Annotated in this window: 22 protein-coding genes; 7 read left to right on the top strand and 15 right to left on the bottom strand. The window is 71.3% G+C overall.

Annotation, left to right across the window (positions count from 1 at the left end; translation table 11 throughout):
• The first annotated feature begins 65 nt into the window (after positions 1-65).
• Entirely contained in the window at positions 66-1,598 is a 1,533-nt protein-coding gene (locus ACFHWE_RS11215) for a tyrosinase family protein (RefSeq protein WP_416600894.1), read from the top strand.
• Between the two features lie 22 nt (positions 1,599-1,620).
• Here the strand turns inward: ACFHWE_RS11215 and ACFHWE_RS11210 are convergent, their stop codons facing one another.
• Both ACFHWE_RS11210 and ACFHWE_RS11205 read right to left on the bottom strand, forming a co-directional pair.
• The gene (locus ACFHWE_RS11210) at positions 1,621-2,154 is read right to left on the bottom strand and encodes a hypothetical protein (RefSeq protein WP_416600892.1); all 534 of its coding nucleotides are present in this window, start codon (positions 2,152-2,154) and stop codon (positions 1,621-1,623) included.
• A complete protein-coding gene (locus tag ACFHWE_RS11205) occupies positions 2,155-2,502 on the bottom strand; it encodes a helix-turn-helix domain-containing protein (RefSeq protein ID WP_416600891.1) in 348 nt (115 codons plus the stop codon).
• A gap of 455 nt (positions 2,503-2,957) precedes the next feature.
• Between ACFHWE_RS11205 and ACFHWE_RS11200 the strand changes: the two genes are divergently transcribed.
• On the top strand, positions 2,958-3,146 hold the full coding sequence (locus ACFHWE_RS11200; protein ID WP_416600889.1) for a hypothetical protein: 189 nt from the start codon (positions 2,958-2,960) through the stop codon (positions 3,144-3,146).
• Between the two features lie 44 nt (positions 3,147-3,190).
• On the opposite strand, the gene ACFHWE_RS11195 is transcribed toward ACFHWE_RS11200, so the two are convergent.
• Positions 3,191-4,228, bottom strand: coding sequence for an alcohol dehydrogenase catalytic domain-containing protein (locus ACFHWE_RS11195; protein ID WP_416600887.1), 1,038 nt, complete (start codon positions 4,226-4,228; stop codon positions 3,191-3,193).
• A gap of 411 nt (positions 4,229-4,639) precedes the next feature.
• Complete coding sequence (locus ACFHWE_RS11190) at positions 4,640-6,895, bottom strand: glycoside hydrolase family 3 C-terminal domain-containing protein (RefSeq protein WP_416600885.1); 2,256 nt, start codon at positions 6,893-6,895, stop codon at positions 4,640-4,642.
• 203 nt (positions 6,896-7,098) lie between these two features.
• Between ACFHWE_RS11190 and ACFHWE_RS11185 the strand changes: the two genes are divergently transcribed.
• Positions 7,099-7,740, top strand: coding sequence for a TetR/AcrR family transcriptional regulator (locus tag ACFHWE_RS11185; RefSeq protein ID WP_416600884.1), 642 nt, complete (start codon positions 7,099-7,101; stop codon positions 7,738-7,740).
• A gap of 44 nt (positions 7,741-7,784) precedes the next feature.
• Positions 7,785-8,921: an SGNH/GDSL hydrolase family protein gene (locus ACFHWE_RS11180; protein WP_416600882.1), complete on the top strand. Its 1,137-nt coding sequence runs from the start codon at positions 7,785-7,787 to the stop codon at positions 8,919-8,921.
• Between the two features lie 46 nt (positions 8,922-8,967).
• Here ACFHWE_RS11180 and ACFHWE_RS11175 read toward each other — a convergent pair whose 3' ends face one another.
• From ACFHWE_RS11175 to ACFHWE_RS11160, 4 genes are all read right to left on the bottom strand, one after another.
• The gene (locus tag ACFHWE_RS11175; protein WP_416600880.1) at positions 8,968-9,621 is read right to left on the bottom strand and encodes a TetR/AcrR family transcriptional regulator; all 654 of its coding nucleotides are present in this window, start codon (positions 9,619-9,621) and stop codon (positions 8,968-8,970) included.
• 51 nt (positions 9,622-9,672) lie between these two features.
• The gene (locus ACFHWE_RS11170) at positions 9,673-10,911 is read right to left on the bottom strand and encodes a cytochrome P450 (protein ID WP_416600879.1); all 1,239 of its coding nucleotides are present in this window, start codon (positions 10,909-10,911) and stop codon (positions 9,673-9,675) included.
• 177 nt (positions 10,912-11,088) lie between these two features.
• Positions 11,089-11,265, bottom strand: coding sequence for an SAM-dependent methyltransferase (locus tag ACFHWE_RS11165; protein ID WP_416600878.1), 177 nt, complete (start codon positions 11,263-11,265; stop codon positions 11,089-11,091).
• 24 nt (positions 11,266-11,289) lie between these two features.
• On the bottom strand, positions 11,290-11,958 hold the full coding sequence (locus tag ACFHWE_RS11160) for a TetR/AcrR family transcriptional regulator (protein WP_416600877.1): 669 nt from the start codon (positions 11,956-11,958) through the stop codon (positions 11,290-11,292).
• 87 nt (positions 11,959-12,045) lie between these two features.
• On the opposite strand from ACFHWE_RS11160, the gene ACFHWE_RS11155 reads away from it, so the two are divergent.
• The gene (locus ACFHWE_RS11155; protein ID WP_416600876.1) at positions 12,046-12,777 is read left to right on the top strand and encodes an NAD(P)-dependent oxidoreductase; all 732 of its coding nucleotides are present in this window, start codon (positions 12,046-12,048) and stop codon (positions 12,775-12,777) included.
• Between the two features lie 86 nt (positions 12,778-12,863).
• Here the strand turns inward: ACFHWE_RS11155 and ACFHWE_RS11150 are convergent, their stop codons facing one another.
• From ACFHWE_RS11150 to ACFHWE_RS11130, 5 genes are read right to left on the bottom strand one after another with little or no spacing between them, the layout of a single operon-like run.
• Positions 12,864-13,721, bottom strand: coding sequence for a shikimate dehydrogenase (locus tag ACFHWE_RS11150; protein ID WP_416600874.1), 858 nt, complete (start codon positions 13,719-13,721; stop codon positions 12,864-12,866).
• The gene (locus ACFHWE_RS11145; protein WP_416600873.1) at positions 13,718-15,598 is read right to left on the bottom strand and encodes a bifunctional sugar phosphate isomerase/epimerase/4-hydroxyphenylpyruvate dioxygenase family protein; all 1,881 of its coding nucleotides are present in this window, start codon (positions 15,596-15,598) and stop codon (positions 13,718-13,720) included. The genes ACFHWE_RS11150 and ACFHWE_RS11145 overlap by 4 nt, the downstream gene beginning before the upstream one ends.
• A gap of 36 nt (positions 15,599-15,634) precedes the next feature.
• On the bottom strand, positions 15,635-16,642 hold the full coding sequence (locus tag ACFHWE_RS11140; protein WP_416600872.1) for a DctP family TRAP transporter solute-binding subunit: 1,008 nt from the start codon (positions 16,640-16,642) through the stop codon (positions 15,635-15,637).
• Between the two features lie 43 nt (positions 16,643-16,685).
• A complete protein-coding gene (locus ACFHWE_RS11135; RefSeq protein ID WP_416600870.1) occupies positions 16,686-17,960 on the bottom strand; it encodes a TRAP transporter large permease in 1,275 nt (424 codons plus the stop codon).
• Positions 17,960-18,508: a TRAP transporter small permease gene (locus ACFHWE_RS11130; protein ID WP_416600868.1), complete on the bottom strand. Its 549-nt coding sequence runs from the start codon at positions 18,506-18,508 to the stop codon at positions 17,960-17,962. The genes ACFHWE_RS11135 and ACFHWE_RS11130 overlap by 1 nt, the downstream gene beginning before the upstream one ends.
• Before the next feature lie 149 nt (positions 18,509-18,657).
• Between ACFHWE_RS11130 and ACFHWE_RS11125 the strand changes: the two genes are divergently transcribed.
• The gene (locus ACFHWE_RS11125; protein ID WP_416600866.1) at positions 18,658-19,659 is read left to right on the top strand and encodes a LacI family DNA-binding transcriptional regulator; all 1,002 of its coding nucleotides are present in this window, start codon (positions 18,658-18,660) and stop codon (positions 19,657-19,659) included.
• Positions 19,660-19,674: 15 nt separating this feature from the next.
• Here the strand turns inward: ACFHWE_RS11125 and ACFHWE_RS11120 are convergent, their stop codons facing one another.
• Both ACFHWE_RS11120 and ACFHWE_RS11115 read right to left on the bottom strand, forming a co-directional pair.
• Positions 19,675-19,878 carry a hypothetical protein gene (locus ACFHWE_RS11120; protein WP_416600864.1) on the bottom strand — a complete coding sequence of 68 codons (204 nt, stop codon included), beginning with the start codon at positions 19,876-19,878 and terminating at the stop codon, positions 19,675-19,677.
• Between the two features lie 50 nt (positions 19,879-19,928).
• Positions 19,929-20,231 (bottom strand): FtsX-like permease family protein, encoded by a 303-nt coding sequence (locus ACFHWE_RS11115; RefSeq protein ID WP_416600863.1) that lies wholly within the window; start codon positions 20,229-20,231, stop codon positions 19,929-19,931.
• Between the two features lie 338 nt (positions 20,232-20,569).
• Here ACFHWE_RS11115 and ACFHWE_RS11110 point away from each other — a divergent pair, with 338 nt between their 5' ends.
• Positions 20,570-21,565 (top strand): DUF389 domain-containing protein, encoded by a 996-nt coding sequence (locus ACFHWE_RS11110; RefSeq protein WP_416600862.1) that lies wholly within the window; start codon positions 20,570-20,572, stop codon positions 21,563-21,565.
• Positions 21,566-21,966: the final 401 nt, after the last annotated feature.

Genomic DNA, 21,966 nt, shown 5'->3' with positions numbered 1-21,966 from the left:
GTTCCACAGGGCCCCGGGAGGGACGCGTGTGCCCAGGCCCCGACAACCATCCCCGGAGGAACGACATGAGCCTGTCCAGACGCTCCCTCCTACTAGCGGGCGCCGGTGCCCTCGCCGTCGGCGCGGGACTGCCCGGCAACGCCGAGGCCGCGGCACCGGTTCGGCCGCGGCAGTCGCACCTGGGCCCTTCCGTGCGCCGAGACGTGGCCACGCTCTTCGACTCCGAGACCGGCGCCTGGCATCCGCACCTGTACTGGTACGCCAGGGCCGTGGGCTGGATGCAGCGGCGGGACCGCACACCGCACCGGTACGACTCCTGGGTGTTCCAGTGGTACACCCACGGCAAGCCCGGACCGCGCCGTGCCGGTGATCCACCCGAGTGGGGGCAGTGCGCGCACGGCAACCGGTACTTCCTACCGTGGCACCGCTGGTACCTCTACTCCTTCGAACGGATCGTCCGGCGCGTCATCGTGGAGGAACTGGGCCGGAGCGACCAGTCGGACTGGGCGCTCCCGTACTGGAACTACGCCCACCGGGAGCCCGGCAGAGGCTCGGCGGAGTACCGCAGGATCCCGCTCCCCTTTCGGCAGCGGACCCTGCGCGGCCCCGGAGGAAGGTCGGAGGAGAACCCGCTCTACCTCCCCCCGCACGACTCCGGGGGCCGGTCCAGGGACGCCGAACCCCTGTCTCCAGCCCAGGTGGATCCGGGTGAGGCGATGGCACAGCGGCACTTCCGCCCGCCCCGGGACGCCCCCGGTGCTCCCCTCGGATTCTCCCGCCTGTTCGAACGGCAGCCGCACGACGCCGTGCACAGCGCGGTCGGCGGACTGATGGGCCGGACACCCACGGCCGCCGGGGACCCGTTGTTCTGGCTGCACCACTGCAACATCGACCGTCTGTGGGACGCCTGGCTGTCCGACCCCTCGCACACCCTGCCCACCGGCTGGCGGTGGCCGGCGGTACGGCCCGGTCACGGCCGCAGGGGACCCGGCGAGCCCTATCTGCTGCGTGACGCGGACGGGTCCAGGCGAGTTCTGCGCGGCGACCTGTTCGCGTTCCCCTCCGACACCTACACGTACGACTCGCTGACCGACGGCACCGGCACGGCCGGGTCGAGGTTCGCTCCGGCCACGTTCCCGCCGCGGCGAACGGACACACCGGTCGCGGCAACGAAGGGGGAGACACGTCTGACCGCACGGACCACCGTCACCGCCGAGCCCGCACCGGGCGGGACGGAGATGCTCCACAGGGCCGCGGAAGGCGACCGCGGCGGCCGGGTCCTGCTCACTTTCGAGGATGTGCGGGCCTCCCGGGGCCCCTGCCCGCCCTTCAGTGTCTTCCTCGGCGGCGACCGGCAGGACACCGACCCGAGGGGTTTCGCCTTCGTGGGGCTGCTGACCTTCTTCGAGAACGTCGGAGCGGGGCCGCACGGGGAAGGTCTGACGTTCAGCTTCGACGTGACCGAGAAGCTGCGATGGTTGAGGGGCACCCCGGCCTGGGCCGGGGACGGGGTCCCGGTGGTCCGTGTGGTGGCCGACCGGCCGTCGGCGGCCGACTCCGGCCCCCGGTTCGCACGGGCCACGTTCACGCTGGTCTGAGCCTCGGCCACCGAGTAGAGCGCTACTCCCCCGCCGACGCCTCGTCGGCCGTCTCCTGGGTGGCGGCCCAGGAGGCGAGCACGGCGAGCGCGTCGGCGGCGGGGCCATCCGGTGGTGCGGTGTAGACGTTGAGGGTCAGGCCGGGCTGCGAGATCAGCTCCATCGACTCGTAGTCCAGGTCCAACTGGCCCACGACCGGGTGACGCAGCCGTTTGCGGCCGCTGCGATGGTAGCGCACGTCGTGGGAGGCCCAGCGCTGCCGGAAGAGTTCACTGCGGGTGGACAGCTCACCGACGAGTTCGAACAGGAGCCGGTCCTGCGGGCTACGGCCCGCCTCCAGGCGGAGCATGGCGGCGGCGTCGTTGGCGACGCTCTCCCAGTCGACGAAGAAGTCGCGCGCGGCCGGGTCGAGGTAGACGAACCGGGTGGTGTTCGCGGGGCGCCGGGGGTCCGCGAGGACGGGTGAGTACAGGGCGCGGGCGAGGCGGTTCATGGCCACGATGTCGTGGCGGCCGTTGCGCACCCAGGCCGGCGCGTCGGTGATGGCGTCGAACATCTACTGGACCGGCGGCCGCACGCTGTCCGGGGGCTTGGGGCGCGATCGGCGGCTGCGGCCCGCGGTCCGGGCGAGGGTGAACAGGTGCTCGTGTTCGGCCCCGTCCAACTGCGGGGCGCGGGCCGGAGCTTCCAGAACCCCGTTGGAGGCGCCGGAGAGGTTCCCGCGCTCCATCCGGACGTAGTAGTCGATGGAGACCCCGGCGAGCATCGCGACCTCCTCCCGGCGCAGCCCCTTGACGCGGCGGTTTCCGCCGTAGGCGGGCAGCCCGGCCTGGTCGGGTGTGATGCGCGCTCTCCGCGAGCTCAGGAACTCGCGGACCTCGGCGCGGTGGTCGTCCTGGTCCATGCCTCCAGGCTAGGCGTCCCGGCGGCGGGGGAGGTCGTGCCGTTACCCCGAACGCCAGGGGCTCCCGCCTCCGTGCGGCAGCGCTCGGCTCGTCTTCGGGCGGACCGCCTCGGGAAATCGGCGGCGACGGCCGTGTCTTCCACACGGGAAGCGGTCAGGCGTGCCTGAATGGTGGCCAACACGATCCACGTATCCGAGGAGTCACCCCGTGGAGATCCTGAATCGGCAGCCCAGCACCAAGGCACCGGGGGAGGTGTTCACTGGTGACGCCTGGTGGGACGTGGTCGACGCGGGCCGGGAGCCGTCCCGGGCCCGGTTGAACCTGGTGCGCTTCGCGCCCGGCTCCCGCACGCACTGGCACTCCCACGTCCTGGGGCAGACCCTGCACATCGTGTCGGGCATCGCGCTCATCCAGTCCCGGGGCGGGCCCGTCATCGAGGCCCGGCGGCGACACGGTGTACACCCCTCCCGGGGAGGAGCACTGGCACGGCGCCGCTCCGGACGCCTTCATGGAGCACCTGGCCCTGTGGGAGGGGTCCGGCGATCCGGACGCCCCGGAGACGGTGTGGCTGGAGCGGGTCACCGATGAGCAGTACGGCGCCCCCGGGCCACCTGACCCCTTGAACGGCGGATATGACCTGTGATGACGAAAGGCGGGCGCAGGAGGCCCCGGGGCCCGCCGTCCCGGTCAGGGGACCACGAGGGTCTTGAGCGCCTCGCGCGCGTCCATGGAACGGTAGCCGTCGGCGACGTGGTCCAGGTCCACGGTCTGGTCGAAGACCTTCCCCGGGTCGATGCGGCCCTCCAGCACGTCGGGCAGCACCGCGTCGATGTAGGCGCGCACCGGCGCGGGGCCGCCGTTGAGGGTGGCGTTCTTGCCGAACAGGGACCCGAACCCGATCGGGGCCTCCTCGTACTGCGGGACGCCCACACGGGAGATGACGCCGCCGGGCCGCAGAACACCGTAGGACATCTCGTAGGCGGGCATGTGGCCGACCGCCTCCAGGACCACGTGCGAGCCCTGGCCGCCGGTCAGCTCCATGACCTTGGCCAGGCCCTCCTCGCCCCGTTCGGGGACCACGTCGGTGGCGCCCCACTCGACCCCGAGGTCGGTACGGACCTTGTGGCGGCCCATGAGGATGATCCGCTCGGCTCCCTTCCGCTTGGCGGCGAGGACGGCCGAGAGCCCGACGGCTCCGTCGCCGACCACGGTGACCGTCTTGCCCGGGGCGACCCGGGCCATGTGGGCGGCGTGGTAGCCGGTGAGGTAGACGTCCGACAGCGTCAGCAGCGACGGGAGCAGGTCGGAGTCGACGGAGGCGGGCACCTTGACGAGGCTGCCGTCGGCCTGGGGCACGCGGACGGCCTCAGCCTGGGCACCTCCCACACCGCCGGCCCCGTACCAGCCGCCGTTGGGGCAGGCGGTCTGGAAGCCCTCCCGGCAGAAGTCACAGGTGTTGTCCTGGTAGGCGAAGGTGCCGATGACGAAGTCGCCCCGCTTGACGTTCGCCACCTCCGAGCCCGGGTCCTCGACCACGCCGAGGAACTCGTGGCCCATCGGGGCCGGGTCCCCAGAGGCGGGCATCCCGTGGTATGGGTGCAGGTCGGAGCCGCACACGCAGGCGCGCACCACGCGCACGATCGCGTCGGTCGGCTGCTGGATGACGGGGTCGGGCACCTCCTCCACCCGCACGTCGCCCGCGCCGTACATGAATGTCGCTCTCATCGGTTACCCCCGAGTCATTAGGTGGAGCAGGAGCGAAGAAACACCACTCATGCCTTCCTTGCCACTCCAGAGAACCGGCCAACCCTTTTTGAGGGGAGTGCCCGTTCTTCGGGGTACTGGCGGAACCCCCTTCCGGGGTGCGGTCGGCCGTTCCGGCACCCGCTGCCGTGGCCGAGACCACGGGGCATGCCGTTGTGCACGGGCACGGACCACCGCCCTTGACAAATCAATTGGCTTGATCTGTGTTCGTGCGGCTCCGAAGACGGACCCTTCCATGAGCCGTGTCCACACCAGAGCACCCGGCGCCCGGACACCCCGTGCGGCCGAACGTGATCGGCGCCGCCACGGCCGCCGAAACCGTGCACGCACGTGCTGACCCGTGCCGCCTACGGCCGGGCACGGCACCTCGCCTCACCCCTCCCTGTTGAGGTCGGCGATGAGCGCTTCGAGGGAGGCGGTGTCCCCCTGCCCGAAGGCGAGCAGGCGGCGCAGGGGGATCGAGGCCATCATGCGCACCATGTCGGTGCCCATCGCGTACCCGTCACCGCCCCCGGTGAGGGCCTCGGCGTGCTCGACGAGGACGGCGGCGGCCCTGGGATCGGCCATCACCTCGCCGAGCGTGGAGTCGAGTGTCACGGGCAGCCGCAGCGCGTCCCCCTCCACCTCGACCGTGGCGGTGGCGCGCAGGTCGCGACTGGAAGCACCGGCCGACACCGTGTAGGCGCCGCCCTCCACCACCCAGCGGTCGGCCCGCACCTCCCAGTACGCCAGGTCCTCCCTGGCCAGCAGGGCCGAGACACGCTCGCTGCCGCCTGGCTCCAGCGTCACGTCCGTGAAGCCCTTCAGCTCGCGCGGCGGCCGGGACACCGCCGAGTCCGGCTTGGCGACGTAGAACTGCACGACCTCGCGACCGGATCTGTCGCCCGTGTTGGTGACGGTCAGGTGCGCCCGGACCCCGGCCGCGTCCGACTCCAGCACGAGGTCGGAGTAGGCGAAGGAGGTGTAGGACAGACCGTGCCCGAAGGGGAAGGCCACATCGGTGTCCCGCGCGTCGTACCAGCGGTAGCCCACGTACAGCCCCTCGCCGTAGAGCACCGCGGAGTTCTCCCCGGGGAAGTTCAGGTAGGCCGGGACGTCCGCCAGCCGGACCGGCACGGTCTCGGCCAGCCGCCCGGACGGGTTGACCCGGCCGAACAGGACGTCGGCGACCGCCCCGCCGCCCGCCTGGCCCAGGAGGGCGCCGTCGAGGATCGCCGGAGCGAGGTCGGCCACCGGGGCGAGCCGGAGCACGCCGCCGTGGGAGAGGACGACCACCGTGCGGGGCTGGGCCGCCGCGACGTCGGCGAGGAGTGCGAGCTGGTCGGCGGGGAGTTCGATGTCCTCCCGGTCGAAGCCCTCGGACTCCTGGTGCTCGGCCAGCCCGAGGAAGACGACGGCGGTGTCGGCGCCCTGCGCCATGCGCACCGCCTCCCGGCGCGGCTCCGCCTCTCCGCGCGGCTCCGCCTCACCGTCCCGGCCGACGGCATAGCCGGGGGCGAAGGCGACCAGTCCGGCCAGCGCGCGGATCTCCTCCAGCGGGGCGTCCACCCGCGTGGGGTTGACGTGGGAGCTCCCTCCGCCCTGGTAGCGCGGGTTCCGGGCCAGTTCACCGATCACCGCGACGGAGCCGCCCGGTTCGAGCGGCAGGAGGCCGCCCTCGTTCCTGAGCAGGACCAGGCACCGGGCCGCCGCCTCGCGGGCGAGCGCGTGGTGGGCCTCGGCGTCGGCGGAACCGACTTCAAGGGGCCCCGCCGTGTCCGGGCGGGCCTCCGCTGCCTTGGCGGCCAGCGCCGCCACGCGGGAGGCGGCCGTGTCGACGGCCTCCGCCGGGCAGTCGCCACTCCGCACGGCGGCGACGAGCTGGGCGTCGCTCCGGCCGCCGTCGCCGGGCATCTGGAGGTCCAGGCCCGCGCGGACGGCGGCGGGGCGGTCCTGCACCGCGCCCCAGTCGCTCACCACCACGCCGTCGAACGCCCACTCCTCGCGCAGCACCGTGGTGAGCAGCCAGCGGTCCTCGGAGGTGTAGACGCCGTTGATCCGGTTGTAGGAGCACATCACCGTCCACGGGGCGGACGTGCGGACCACCCTCTGGAAGGCGCGCAGGTAGATCTCGCGCAGCGTGCGCGGATCGACGTTCGAGCTGGAGCGCATCCGGTCGTGCTCGGCGTTGTTGGCCGCGAAGTGCTTGAGGGAGGCGCCCACGCCGATGCCCTGGAGGCCGCTCACCCAGGCGCCGCCCAGGACTCCGGTGAGGAAGGGGTCCTCGGAGTAGTACTCGAAGTTGCGCCCGCCGCGCGGGTCTCGCTTGATGTTGATCCCCGGCCCCAGGAGCACGTCGACGCCCAGCGCCCGCGCCTCGGCACCCAGTGCGGCGCCCACGCGTCCGACCAGGCCGGGGTCCCAGCTCTGGGCCAGGCCGACGGCGGGCGGGAAGCAGGTGGCGGGCAGGCTCTCGGCGAGGCCGAGGTGGTCGGTGGTTCCGGCCTGGCGGCGCACCCCGTGCGGCCCGTCGGTGAGCACGAGCGAGGGGATCCCGCCCAGTGCCCTGCTCGTCCAGAAGTCGGCGCCGCTGCCGAGCGCGGCCCTCTCCTCCAGGGTGAGGCGGGCGGTGTCGGGATGCGTGGTCAAGGCTGGCTCCTTCGGTTCGGCGGTCCTGTCCCATTGGGCGACGCTCATGAGCCTCATGTGACGCGGGCCTCATGAAAACTGAGTATGTACTAATAAATAACGCGCGATCAAGGATGAAGTGAGCAGAATCCGGGCGATCAGCCAATGTCATCCGAATGAAAGTCGAGTGGAAAGAAGTTTTGGGTCGGCCTACAGTGATCCCCATGACCACCACCCCGGCCGGGTCGCGCGGCCCCTACGCACGTTCGGCTCAGCGCCGCAGGAGCATCGCCCGCGCGGTCCTCGACACCGTGCGCGAGAAGGGGCACGCGAGGGTCACCGTCGCCGAGGTCGCCCGACGCGCCGCGACCAGCGAGGCCACGGCGCTGTACCACTACCCCACCAGGGAGCACCTGCTCGTCGCGGCCCTGGAACTGTCCGACGAACAGGCCGCGCTGCGCCCCTTCCCCGGCTCCCCCGGCACGATCCTGGACGACCTGCGCGAGTTCGTGGCCACCACGGAGGAACGGGCCAACATCATGCGCCTGCACACCGCGCTCCTGGGACGTGCCACCTCCCCCGACCACCCGGCCCAGGAGTTCCTCGCCCGGCGCAACCGGGAGGTCGCCTCGGGCTTCACCCGCCTGGTGCGCCACCGCCAGGAGGCCGGGCTGGCCCATCCAGGCCTCGACCCGGCCGAGGTCTCCCGCCAGTTCGTCGCGGTCTGGGACGGCTTGCAGGCACAGTGGCTCCTCGACCCCTCCTTCGACTTCGGCGAGCACCTCGTCCAGGCGTTCCGCCGCCTCACCGGACAGAACTGGATGGAGGCCCGCTCCGTGCTGCTGGACCCCGCACGCGGTCTCTGACACCGATTCCCCACCGGACACCACCACAAGGAAAGGGCGGCCCCGTGCCCTCCGTACTCGCACCCCTCCTCGACTGCGTCGTCGGCGCGATCGAGACGGCGCAAGGCCCCAGCGGCGCCGTCTTCCACCGCACGCCAGCCACGGGCCGGGCCCTGCTGGGCGAACCCCGGTTCGACCAGATGAGCGCCACGACCTCGGGTGTACGCATCGAGGCCCTCACCGACGCGCCGGAGATCGAACTCGACGTGCGGCTCACCGTGCGCCTGCCACGCGGCACGCGACCCGAGGGCGGCGGCGCCTTCGACGCGGTGGTCGACGGCCGCCTCCATGAACCGGAGGTGGTGGACACCGCGACCGTGGTCGTCGTCGACCCCGCCACCGGCGCGGAGGTGGAGCGCCGTGAGGCCGACCCGGTCACCGTACGGTTCGACCTCGGCCGGGCGGACGGTCCGCGCCGTGTCGAGATCTGGTTCCCCGCCTCGGCCGCGCTGGAGCTGATCGACGCGCGCGTCCCCGAGGGGGCGTCCCTGGAGCCGGCCCCCGGGGGCGGCCCCCTGTGGGTGCACCACGGCAGCTCGATCAGCCAGTGCTCGGAGGCGGAGCGCCCCACAGCCACCTGGCCCGCGATCGTCGCCCGCCGGAGCGGGCACTCCCTGCTCAACCTCGGCCTGGGCGGCCAGTGCCACCTCGACCAGTTCATGGCGCGCACCATCCGCGACCTGCCCGCGGACACCATCAGCCTCGAACTCGGGATCAACGTGGTCAACGGCGACACCATGCGCCTGCGCACGTTCGTCCCCGCGTTCCACGGCTTCCTGGACACCGTCCGCGACGGCCACCCCGAGACCCCGATCCTCGTCGTCACGCCGATCGTCTGCCCGGCCGCCGAGGACCGTCCCGGGCCTACCCTCCTCGGACCGGACGGCCGCGTGCGCACCGTCGACCGCCCCGAGCCGCTGGCGGACGGCGCCCTGTCCCTGGGCCGGATCCGGGAACTGCTGCACCACCACGCCGCCGTGCGCCGGGAGAGCGGCGACACCCGCCTGCACGTCGTCGACGGCCTCGACCTGTTCGGTCCCGGCGACGCCTCCGCCCTGCCCGACGGCCTGCACCCCGACACCGACGGCTACCGCCGGATGGCGGAGCGGTTCCTCGACCGCGCGCTGCCGGTGCCGCGCTGAGCCCCGGCCCCGGGTGCGGATCCCTCGACCGGACCCGGGAGCGCGCTCACTCCGTGCCCGGCCGGTCCAACCCGGCGGCGAGTTCGACGAACATCTCCTCCACCCTCTCGTGCAGAACGGCCAGGGAAGGGGCGGCGCCGACGCCCTCGGCCTGGTCCAGCCACCCCTCCACGACGACGCGCATCGCCGTCAGGGCCGTCGCCGCGCACAGGTCGGGGTAGAGATCACCGGACACAGCCCCGACGCGCTCGGCGACGGCCTCGGAGAGCACCCTTTCCTGGGCGGAGAACACGGCCAGCCGCTGGGGCTTGAGGGAGGGCGCCCGTACGATCAGCCGCAGAGCGCAGACCCGTTCCCGGCCCAGGTCGGTGTCGGGCAGCACGGTCAGCACGGCTTGACGCAGGGCGGTCAGAACCGATTCGGTCCGCGGTCGGTCCCGGAACCCGGCGATGAGCGACTCGGCCCCGAACTCCAGGGGCGCGACGATCGCCTCCTCCTTTCCGGAGAAGTAGTTGAAGAAGGTGCGCGGGGCGATGTCGGCCTCGGTGGTGATCCGCTCGACGGTCACCTCCTCCACACCGTGCCGCTCGACCAGCCGCAGCACCGCCTCCAGCAGCGCGGTGCGGGTGGCCGCCTTCTTGCGCTCCCGCCGTCCGGCCCCTGCCGGGACCGCGGCGGCCGACCGCGCTGACCGAACCACAGTGACGCCCTCCCTCACGACCGACCTGTCGGCCAGACTACGGGGCGGCTGTCAGGACCAGGTCACGGGCAGGGAGTGCACACCGAAGACCAGCATCTCGTCGCGCAGCGGCACCTGTTCGGCCGGGACCGCCAGGCGCAGGTCGGGCAGGCGGTTCAGCAGCTCGCCCAGTCCGGCCTTCATCTCCGCCCGCGCCAACTGCTGGCCCAGGCACTGGTGGACGCCGTGGCCGAAGGCCAGGTGCGAGGCGCGGGGCCGCCGCACGTCCAGCAGATCGGGCCCCTCCCAGTGCCGGGAATCGCGGTTGGCCTCGGGGGTGGCGATGATGACGGTGGAGCCCGCGGGGATCCGCGTACCGGCGACCGTGAGGTCCTCGGCGGCCACCCGGGTGACGCCCAGTTGGATGATGGACAAAAAGCGCAGGAGTTCCTCGATCGCGTGGTCCAGCAGCGCCGGGTCCCCGCGCAGCGCGGCGAACTGGTCGGGGTTCTCCAGCAGCACGAAGGCGCTCAGGGCGAGCATGTTGGCGGTGGTCTCGTGGCCGGCGCCGAGCAGGACGAGGGTCATGTCGGTCAGTTGGGCGTCGGTCAGCGGCGGGTCCGTGTCGTGGATGAGACCGGAGAGGATGTCGTCGCCCGGCCGGGTGCGCTTGGCGGCGACCAGTTCCTGGATGTAGGCGTACAGTTCCAGGCCGACGCGGGCCCGGTCCTCGGCGGGCGCGCTGGAGTCGAGGGTGACGGCGGTGCGCTCCTGGAACTGCGCGCGGTCGGCGTAGTCGACCCCGAGCAGCTCGCAGATCACCAGCGAGGGGATCGGCAGCGCGTAGGACGGGACGAGGTCGGCCCCGGTGCCGGCGGCGCGCATCGCCTCGATGTGCTCGACGGCGATGTCGCGGATGTGCGGTTCGAGCGCCCGCATCCGCCGGACGGTGAACTGGCCGGTGAGCAGCCGCCGCAGCCGGGTGTGCTCCGGCGGGTCCATGAAGATGAACATCCCGTCGGTGCGGCCCTGCTCAGCGGTGTCCCCTCCGTCGGGGGCGGCCCCATCCGCTTTGGTGGCCGCCGGGTGGCGTGTCCGGTCCGAGCTGAACCGCACATCGCTCAGGACGGTGCGGGCCTCCTCGATCCCGGTGACCAGCCAGGCGGTGGCGCCGTTGGCCAGCTCCAGCGGCTGCACGGGGCCGCGGCCACGGCGTTCACGCAGCCCCTCGGGCGGGTCGAACGGGCACTTGTCCCGTTCCAGCAGGTCCGCGGGTATCAACCGGCGCAGTTCGGTGGGGCTGATCCTCATGTTCGACGTCTGTCCTGGGGAGGCCATCGTCACCACGTCCTTCGCACGGGCGGGTACGCGGCGGGCCGTCCACCGCTGATGACCCCCTTCCCGGAGGCGTCAATAAATACACGATGCGCATTCATGCACAAAGAGCATTTTTACTGAAGGGTCACAACGCGAGCACTCTCAGCGCTTTCAGGCCACGTCCCCGTGCTGGTCGACCTCGCTGATGCCACCGGCCCCGGTCGCACTCGGGTGCCACGGCGACGCGGACACCACACCGGGCTCCAGCAGTTCCGCCTCCTCGAAGAAGCGGGCGACCTCCTTTTCCTCCGCAAGACGAACCGCCTGTCCCGTAAGGGATCCCTGCATCACACCCGACCGGACGGGGATGGGTCAGCGCCAGTGCTCGCGCCGCCGCGACAGCCCGTCGAGGATCAGGTCGAGCCCGATACCGAACTCCTCGGAGTAGTCGTAGCCGACGGCCCGGTCGGCGATCATCTCGGCCAGGTGCGGGAACTCCTCCCGGGACACCCGCTGCGCCATGGATCCCGCCACGTCCTCGAACTCCTCGGGCGAGGCGAAGGGCAGGCTGAGTTCCTGGAGGGTGAAGCCGTAGACGTACCCGTCCAGCACGGAGAGGGCGTGTGCCGCCCCCGCGGTCGAGAAACCGTTCGACCTCAGGCAGCCGATGACCGCGTCGTGGTGGCGCAGGGTCGCGGGTCCGGGACTGGTCCGCGAGTCCATCAGGCCAACCGCCCACCGGTGGCGGAGCAGGGCGCCGTGCACCGAGGCCGCCCGCCGCCACATCGCCTCCTGCCAGTCGGCGCCCTCCGGCGGGAGTTCGATCTCGTCGAAGACGAGGTCGACCATGCCGTCCAGGACCGCCTCCTTGTTGCGGACGTGGTGGTAGAGCGACATGGCCTCGACCCCGAGCCGCTTGGCGAGCCCGCGCATGCTCGGCACTCCGGCGCCCGACTCGTCCGCCATGGCGACCGCCGTGCGCAGCACCGCCTCCTCGCTGAGCGGATCGCGGCGCGGCGCACCATCCGGATCCGTGGACACAGGTCTCCCTTCCTCGTTCGCGAACCTTGACAACCTTACACCGCAAGGCTGTAACTTACGGTGTAAGTCGAGAGTGGGGAGAGGGCCATGGCACACGGAGAACGGACCGGACTTCCGGGGGCGGGGAAGAGGATCTGCGTGGTCGGCGCGTCCGGGAAGCTCGGGCGCCACATGGTGCGCCACGCGCTGGAGCGCGGATACGAGGTCACTGGAGTCTGCCGGGAGCGGAGTACGGACAAGCTCGCCGAGTTCGAGAACCGGATCACGGTGGTCCCCGGCATGACCGACGACCGAGCGGTCATCGCCCGGGCGGTGGAGGGGTGCGACGCCGTGCTCACGGTGCTGGTGCCGTGGGGCGTGCACCACTACGCCTCCGGCACGGCCCAGGCCGTACTCGACCACGCGCGTCCCGGTGCCCGTCTGGTGTTCTCCTGCGGCTGGCACATCAGCCGCGACGGCAAGGACGTGTACAGCCGCCGGTTCAAGCTCTACGAGGCGGTCTTCGGGCGGCTGGCCAAGCTCCTGCGCGTCGTGGACGTGGACGACCAGGTGGAGGCGTGCCGACGGGTCTTCGACAGTGACACCCGGTGGACGGTGGTGCGCGGTAGCGACCTGGAGGAGGGCGAGAGCCAGGGCCTGCCGGTCTGGAGCCGACACGTGGGCGACCCCGTCCTGGCCAGCAACATCACCCGGCGCGTGGACTACGCCCGCTTCATGGTCGAGGCGGTGGAGGACGGGTCCCTCGTCCACGAGGCCCCGGCCATCGTCGGCAGACTGACCCCCTCGGCCCTCGCCCACGACGCCGAAGGGGCCGCGTGAGCGGTCGGGCCGAAGCGAGGGCTGAGCACCGGAGACGACGGGAGGGCCGCCGGTCAGCACTCCGGCGGCCCTCCCGAACACCCGGCTCAGTCGAGCAGGCTGTGGAAGTGCGCGAGCACGCGGCCACTGTCCGGCTCCAGGCCGGTGAACAGGCCGAACGCGTGGATGGCCTGGAACACCGCCATCTCGCCGCCCGACACCGTCACACAGCCCCGCGACGCGGCCAGCCCCAGCAGTTCGGTGTCCAGGGGACGGTAGACCACATCGGCCACCCACATCGACGGGCACAGCAGGTCCCCGGGCACCGGGCTGCCCGGATGGTGCGCCATCCCGATCGGCGTGGCGTTGACCATGCCGTCCGCCCGGCTCAGCAGGTCCGGGAGCTCCCCCGTCCCACGCCCCCGGCACACCGCCTTCGGGAAGTGCGCGCCGAGGCGTTCGGCCAACTCCTCGGCCTGCTCCGCGCGGACGTCCACCACGGTCACCTCGCCCACACCCGCGTCGAGCAGGGCGTAGACCACGGCCGCACCCGCGCCCCCGGCACCGAGAACCACCACGCGGTCACGCACCGCGGCATCGGGCAGCCCGCGCTCCAGGCACCGGGCGAACCCCGACCAGTCGGTGTTGTGGCCCACCGCCCGCCCCGCGTCGAACACCACCGTGTTCACCGCGCCCAGGGCGGCGGCCTCGGGGGTGAGCCCGTCCAGGGACGGCAGGACCAACTGCTTGCAGGGGTGGGTGATGTTGAGCCCGTTGAACCCCAGGTGGGGGGCGGTACGGACCAGGTCCCCCACCGATTCGGGCGGCAGGCCCAGCTCGGCGATGTCAATGGTCCGGTAGATGAGCCGGTGCCCGAGTTCGGCCGCCTCGCGCTCGTGCATCGGCGGGGTCAGCGACGGGCCGATCCCGGTCCCGATGAGCCCGACGAGGAAGGAGTCACTCACCGGCTCTCCTCCGCTCTCTGGGCGGCCATCCGGAACGGGCTGTTGGCCGAGCCGTAGCCCGCGTACCCACCGACGCGCTGCACGACCTCCAGGAAGAGCCGCCCGTCGAGCATCGGTGTGTAGAAGTGCAGAAACTCGCCGTCGCCCGCACGGTCGTAGAGCACACCGGCCTCCCGCATGCGCGCGATCTCCTGGGGCTCCAGTTCCGTCCGGCACGCGAGGTCGTCGTAGTAGTTGTCCGGGATGCGCAGCGGGCGCGCGCCGTGGCCCCGCATCCGGGCGGCGACCGCGTACACGTCCGCACACGCGAACGCGATGTGCTGCGGCCCCCCGCGCGGGTCCTCGAACGGTCCCCGGCCCAGAAGGGAGGCGTTCAGCGCGATCCGCGGCACGGCACCGTCCCGGCTCATCGCCCGGCTGCGCACCATGCCGTCGGGAGCCGCCAGCTCGACGCCGTCGTCGGGCGTCAGGCCCAGCACCGAGCGGTAGAACAGCGACGCCTCGTCGAAGTGGTCGAAGGGCTGGAACAGGCCCACGTGATCGATCCCGGTGAGCGGCGCCTCCCCTTCCCCGGGCTCCTCGGTGTCCGGGCCGGGGACGGAGAAGTCCGCCAGCCAGCCCTCGGTCTCCGCCGCGTCGGCGGGGCAGAAGAAGACCGACGTGCCGTCGGGTGCGGCGACCGCGTCCAGCTCCGACTCGGCCGGGTCGCGCCGCCGGGGCAGCGGCGGGGCCAGCAGCCGCTCGGCCCGCCGCATCGCCTCGCGGGCGTCGTCGACGTCGACCCCGAGCGCCGTCACCGCGGCGTCGCCGCTCCAGGTGTGCCCGAGCTGGGGGTCGGTGGCGTTGAGCAGGATGCGCGCGCCCCCGCCGCTCCACAGTTGGACCGGCTTGGAGCGGTGGTCGCGCGTGTGGCGCAGTCCCAGGGCGCGCAGGGCGCCGCGCACCGTGTCGATGGAGTGCTCGGGCGCGGCGACCTCGGCGAACGCGTATCCCCGCGCCCGTGTCGGGGTGGGCAGGCGGGTGAGCTCGACAGGCGGACCATCGGATGAATCAGCGCGGGCCCCGGCCCGGGCCACGTCGTCCTCCAGCACCGCCAGGGACCGGAACGCGTCGGCGGCCGTGCGCTCGGTGTCGGAGGCGCGGAAGACGTCGTTGAACACCTCCAGGGACAGGGGTCCCCGGTAGCCGGCGGCCAGGACGTGGCCGGTGAACGCGGTGAGGTCGAACGCGCCCTGGCCGGGGAAGCAGCGGTGGTGGCGGCTCCAGTGCAGGACGTCCATGGGCATGAGGGGCGCGTCCGCGAGCTGGAGGAAGAAGATCTTCTCCCCGGGGATGTCGCGGATCTGCGCCGGGTCGTGGCCGCGGGACAGGATGTGGAAGCTGTCCAGGCAGGTGCCCAGGGCCGGTTGGTCGGCCATCTCGACGAGGCGCCAGGCGTGGCGGTAGTCGCTGACGTGGGTCCCCCACGCCAGCGCCTCGTAGGCGACGCGGACCCCGTAGGGCTCCGCGGTCTCGGCGAGCCTGCGGAGCTGGGCGGCCGAGCGGGCGTCGTCGTCGACCGTCGCCGTGGCGACGTTCGAGCACACGAGGACCGTGTCGACGCCTAGCTCGACCATGAGGGAGAACTTGGCCTCGGCGCGCCGGAGGTTGCGCTCCAGCAGTGCCTCTTCCACACCTTCGAAGTCACGGAAGGGCTGGTAAAGATCGATCGTCAGTCCCAGCGACTCCGCCAGGGCCCGGATCTCCCGGGGCGGCAGCGCCGACCCGATGAGATCGTTCTCGAAGATCTCCACACCGTCGAACCCGGTCCGGGCCGCGGCCTGGAGCTTCTCCTCCAGGGTCCCGCTGAGTGACACGGTGGCAATGGAACGCAGCATGCGTCGTGGCCTTTCTTCCCCCTCGTCCCGCTTCGCCTACTCGATTTCCTGGACGGCCTCGTACAGCGCGTACTGCTCGGCGTCCATGTTCTCGGCGAAGTACTCCTGCGCCTGGCTGCGGAAGGTCTCGACGTCCACGTCGTCGACGATCTCGATGGCTCCCTCGGACTCCCAGCGGTCCGTGATCTCCTGCTCGGCCTCCTCGATGCAGGCGCGGTTGTCGGCGCGGGTCTCACTGACGGCCTGCTGGAGGGTCTCCTGCTGGTCGGCGGACAGGGAGTCCCACGTTTCGCCGGAGACGACGATCATCTGCGAGCCCACGGAGTGGCTGCTGAGGCTGACGTGGGACTGGACCTCGACGAAGTTCATGCCCTCGATGGTCGGGATCGGGTTCTCCTGGCCGTCGACCGTGCCCTGCTGGAGGGCGAGGTAGACCTCCTCGAAGGCGACCGCGGTCGGGTCGGCACCCAGGGCCGCGGCGTTGGCCAGGTGGGTGGGCGAGTCGGGGAAGCGCATCCGCAGGCCGTCGAGGTCCTCGGGGCTGCGGATCGGCTCGGTGGCAGTGAAGTGGCGGTCGCCGAAGTACCAGACGTCGAGGATCTTGGTTCCGGTGGCCTCCTCGAACTCCGCCTTCATGTCGGCCGAGGCCTCGGAGTCGAAGAAGGAGAAGAGGTGGTCGGCGTCCCGGAAGACGTAGGCGGAGTCCATGACCCCGATCGGCGAGTAGGAGGCGCTGAGCGCGGAGGAGCCCTGCACGTCCAGGTCGATGTCACCGGACATCACGGAGGCGAAGGTCTCGGTGTTGGCACCGAGCTGGCTGTTGGGGAAGGTGTCGACGGACATGCCCGAGTCGGACTCTGCGACACGCTCGGCGACGAGGTCGATGCCGCAGCGGGTGTGCGGGTGGTCCTCGGTGTAGCTGTTGGAGAAGCTGAGGGTGATGTCGCCGTCCGCGGTGTCCTCACCGCCTCCGCCGGAACCGCTGCACGCGGTCGCGGCGAGTGCCACGGCGGGGATCAGGGCCAGGAAACGTGTCTTGCTCACGGGGGATTCCTCCTAGTGAAGGGTGCGACGGATGTCGGTCGGGTCAGAGGTTCAGCAGTCCGGGAAGGAACAGGACCAGGTCGGGGAACAGGATCAGCAGCAGCAGGACCGCCACGAGCGGGACGAGGAACGGCGCGGTGCCGCGGAACACCTCGTGCATGGGCGTTCGGGTCGCCGACCCGAGGACGAAGAGCACCCCTCCGATGGGCGGTGTGAGCAGGCCGATCATCAGGCAGATGATGGTGATCACGCCGAAGTGGACGGGGTCCGCGCCCAGTTGCACGGCGACGGGGAGCAGGACCGGAACGGTGATCACCAGTGCGGCGATCGGCTCCAGCACGGTCCCGATCAGGATGAGCACGAGGGCCACCAGGATCAGCAGGACCGTGGCGTTGTCGGTGACGCCCAGTAGGAAGGACGCGACCTGCTGAGGCACCTGCTCGCGCGCCAGCACCCAGCCGAGGAGGCCGGAGGCGGCGAGGATGACGGTGATCGAGGCGGCCGTGGTGACGGTCTCCACCGCGATCGTCCACAGGGCCCGTCCGTTGAGCTTGCGGTAGCACAAAGCCAGGACGAGGACGTAGGCGGCACCGACCGACGCGGCCTCGGTCGGGGTGAACAGTCCGCTGAGGATGCCGCCGAGCAGGATGACGGGGGCGCCCAGCGGGCCCAGCGCGCGCAGGGTGGCGCGGCCCAGTTCGCCCTTCTCGGCCTTCTCACCGGCCAGGTGGGGCTTGTTGCGCGCCCACAGGAACACGAGCAGGGACAGCCCGCCTGCAGTGAGCAGCGCGGGCACCACCGCCGCCGCGAACAGCGCGGCCGTGGAGACCGCCGCGACCGACGCGTAGATGATCGCGGGGATGCTGGGCGGCATGATCGGGCTGATCAGGCTGGTCGAGGCGGTGAGACCGAGGGAGAAGCGGCGGGGGTACCCGGCCTTGGTCATGGCGGGGACCATCATCTTGCCCATGCCCGCGACGTCGGCCAGGGCAGCGCCGCTGATCCACGAGAAGCCGACGCTCACACCGATGTTGACGTAGCCCAGGCCGCCGCGGGTACGGCCGAGCAGCACCCGGGCGAAACCGAAGAGGCGGTCGGCGATGCCGGTGTGGTTGGCGACGACGCCGAGGAGGATGAACAGCGGGACCGCCAGGAGCGGGAAGCTGTTGGCCTCCATGGCCGCGGTGCGCAGGCTCAGCCCGGTGGACTGGCCGCCGATGAGCATGTAGGCCAGGCACGGCCCCAGGATCGCGAAGGCGATGGGCACCCGCAGGAGGAGCAGGGCCAGGATGCCGGTGATGACGAGCAGGGCTTCCATCAGGCGGCCTCCCCTTCCTCGGTGGTGCGGTGCTCGCGCTGGGGAGGTGCGGGCAGCAGGACCGCGTTGGCGACGGCGCGCAGCGTCATGAGTGTCACGCCGACGAGCGGGATGACGTAGACCCAGGTGAGCGGGATCTGGAGGATCGAGGTCTTCTGCGGGGACCCGCCGAAGACGAGTTCGACCGCCTCCAGGAAGAGCAGCACGCCCACCGCGGCGACCACGAGGTTGGCGAAGACCCACACGACGCGCAGCGCGCGGTCGCCCAGGAAAAGGTCGGTTACCTTGAGCGTGATGTGCTCGTCGCGGCCCATCAGGTAGCCGACCAGTGAGAACGTGAGCCAGACCAGCCCGAAGCGGGCCAGCTCACCGGTCCAGGCCCAGCCCTCAACCGGCAGGTGGCGCTGGGTGGCCTGGACGAGCATGAGCACGAACACCATCGCCAGGAGCAGGGCTCCGGTGACCAGTTCGGCCGTCTCCAGCCAACGCACCGGACGCGGGCGTGACCGCGGCGGCCGGTTGTCGGGCTGTGGGGGTGTGTCTGCCATCCGGAGGGGCTCCACTCGACTGTTACGGACGTCTGCGCAGGTGAGGGCCGCGTGACGCCCCTCACTAGAAGCTTCTGTGAACCCTAGGTTTCGTGTTCGTTCCATGGCAAGCGATTGCCAAAAGTTGCCATAAAGAGTAGAAAAGGCCCATGAACTCCCCGAAGCGGATCACCATCTACGACGTGGCGCGCGAGGCGGACGTCGCCGCCTCCACGGTCTCGCGCGCGCTGCGCACCCCCCGCAGGGTCAACACCGCCACCCGGGAACACATTCTCGAAGTCGCCGAACGCCTGGGATACCGGCCGAGCCCGCTGGCCACCGCCCTGCAGTCGGGACGGACCGCCACCGTCGCGATGCTGGTGCCCGACGTCACCAACCCGCACTTCTTCGGCACGATCCGGGGCGCCGAGCGGCGCGCCGCCGCCGCGGGGATCTCGTTCATCCTGAGCTACACCGAGGAGTCCGCCGACACCGAGCGCAGCAAGATCGAGCACCTGGCCCGGTCCGTGGACGGGTTCATCCTCGCCTCCAGCCGCATGAGCGACGAGAGCATCTGCGAACTGGCCGAGGAGCACAACCTGGCCCTGGTCAACCGCGAGGTCAGGGGCCTGCCGAGCGCCGTGGTCGACAGCCGCGACGGCAGCCGCCAGATCGTGGAGCACCTCGCCTCACTGGGGCACCGGTCCATGGTGTACCTGTCGGGACCGCACCACTCGTGGCTGGCCGGACAGCGGTGGGAGGCGCTCGGCGCGAGCGCGGAACACCTGGGGTTGGAGGCCCGGCGCCTGGGCCCGTTCCCGCCCTACGTGGAGGGCGGCGGCGCGGCGGCCGACGCCGCGCTGGTCACGGGGGCGACCGCCGTCGTGGCGCACAACGACCTGCTGGCGATCGGGGTGATGCGCCGCCTGGCCGAACGCGGGGTGGCCGTGCCAGAGCAGGTCAGCGTGGTGGGCTACGACGACATCTTCGGCGCGGACTTCTGCGTGCCCGCGCTGACCACCCTGGCCGGGCCGCAGGACGAGGCGGCGCGCTGGGCGGTGGAACTGCTGTTGGAGAACCGGTCCCGCTCCACGGTCCAGGCCCCCGACCGGAACGTGCTGCTCCCCTCGCACCTGGTCATCCGCGACTCCACCGGCCCCGCCCCCGACTGACGCGGGACACCGCGCTCACGGCTCCCTCTCCCACCGCCAGGTGACCGTGAAGTCCTCGGGGGAGGAGTCGGTCAGGTCCGCTATCGCCTCGGGCACCTCGTCGCGCACCCGGTCCAGGCGCGTGTAGTCGATCGCACCCGCGACGCCCTCGGGCAGGCCGTCGATAATCACGGCCCACAGGTCCCCCTCGCGTGTGACGGTCACGGTGTAGTCGGGCATCGCCGTTCCTTTCCCCGACGTCCGGTGTCTGCTGCCTGCCGCCCGGGACGCTACTCCGTGCGCAGTCCTTCCGGACGCATCGTGCGCAGCATCGCGGGCAGGGCCAGCAGCGTCGCCGCGAGGACGACGGCGGCGCCCGAGCCCGCGAGGGCCAGCACCCACACCCCGTCGAAAGAGACGGGCACGAAGGCAAGCCTCATGAGCAGAGCGCCCAGCGCCAGCCCCGCCGCCGTCGCGACGGCCATGCCCAACAGCAGCGGCAGAGCGGTCTGCCACAGCAGGGAGCCCGCCATGGTCCGCCTACGGGTACCGAACGCGGTGAGCACCGCGTGGACGCGCTTGCGTTCGCGCACCTGCTCCAACGGTTCCCACCAGCAGCCCTGCCGCCACCACGGCCAGGCAGGCGACCGCCCCGGCGAGCAGCATGCTCCGCATACCGCTCAGCGGGTCCTCCGTGCCTCCGGCCACCTCGAAGAGCACGTCGTAGCCGCGCTTCCGTGCTGGAGGCCGGTCTCCAGTAACCCGAGAAGGGTCTGCGGGAGTGACGTAGCCGCGACTATACACACCATGTATACCTCGCGTGAACAGTGGCCGCCGAGGCTGTGGACAGCGAGGGCGAACACAGCGCGAAGACCGCGGTCCCCGACGTGTCACCCCTGGTCGGGGCCGCACAGGCGGCGATACTCGGCCCATGCTCAGCGCAATTCTCGAACGCGTCGTCCCCGAGTCCCAGCGCCGGACCGTGGACGAACTGGCGGAGGATCTCGACCTGTCCGTGGGGGACGCGCGGGCCAAGCGCTCCTCGTTCTGGACCATGCTGCTGCTGTCGTCGGTCATCGCGGCGGCGGGGGTGATCACCGACGCGACGGCCACGGTGATCGGGGCGATGATCATCGCCCCGCTGTCCACCCCCATCATGGGGATGGCGCTGGGTTCCCTGCAGCGGCGCGGGACCGGGTCGTTCAAGGTCGTCGTCCTCGGCTGCCTGATGGTGATCGGGGTCGGCACGGTGATGTCGCTGTCCCTGCCCCAGAGCTACGACCTGCTCTCCAACAGCCAGATCTCCGGCCGCACGTCACCACGCCTGATGGACCTGCTGGCCGCCATCGCGACGGGTTTCGCGGGTGCCGTCGCACTGGCCCGACGCGATGTCGCGGCCGTGCTGCCCGGGGTAGCCATCGCCATCTCCCTGGTTCCACCGCTGGTCGTGGTCGGGGTGTGCCTGGAACACGGGGCGCTGTGGCCCGCGCTGGGCGCGCTCGTGCTGTTCCTGTCGAACTTCTTCGGCCTGGCCACCGCGGGCATGGTGGTGTTCGCGTTCGTCGGCTACGGCCCCGGCGGCGCCAGGCGCAACACCGCCCGCCGGACCCGGGCCGTCCTGGTCCTGCTGTTCATCGCCGTGTTCATCCCCATGGCGGTCAACACCACCACCACGTTCCTCATCGCCTCCTGGAGCGGACACGCCAAGAAGGCGGCCGAACAGTGGCTCTCCGAGACCCCGGGAGCCTCCGTCAGCGACGTCGACATGGTGTCGAAGACGATGTACATCGACGTCCGGACCCCCGACGACCTGCCGTCGACCGACGACCTGCTCACCGCGCTCGACGGAAAGGTGCCGAGGGGCGTGCACGTGGTGGTGGAGAGCGACCACGGTGAGGTCGTCGAAGCCGGGACCGTGGGCGGCTGAGAATCCAGCGACACCCCTCGAACAACCATGAACAAATCAGGCATACATATCAATTCATACTGCTTTATATCTAAGCCTGAAATAGGCACTGAACTGGGGGAACAGCGAAATCAAGGACTAAAGGCGACGACTTCGCGGTAGCGGTGCCATCGACCCCGAACATGCCCTACGCTTCTTCTCGAAAGAACCGAGCAGAAGAATGACCCCGCAGCGTTTCTCAGCGCTCGGGGCCGTGGCCAGCAACTACAACTCTTTTCACGACAAGGATTGCCGACATGGCTCAGTTTAGCGCTGACCTCCTCCGGTCCTCCCCGCGCGACCTCGCCGCCCCCGCGCGCGGCCGCCCCTACACACCGGCACCCGCACCGGCCGCCCCCGAGCCCGAGTCCCCGCAGACCACC

The organism is Nocardiopsis sp. LOL_012 (assembly GCF_048060475.1).
Classification (GTDB): domain Bacteria; phylum Actinomycetota; class Actinomycetes; order Streptosporangiales; family Streptosporangiaceae; genus Nocardiopsis.
The sequence above is the reverse complement of the archived record's forward strand: the minus strand, read 5'-3'. Positions and strand labels throughout refer to the sequence as shown.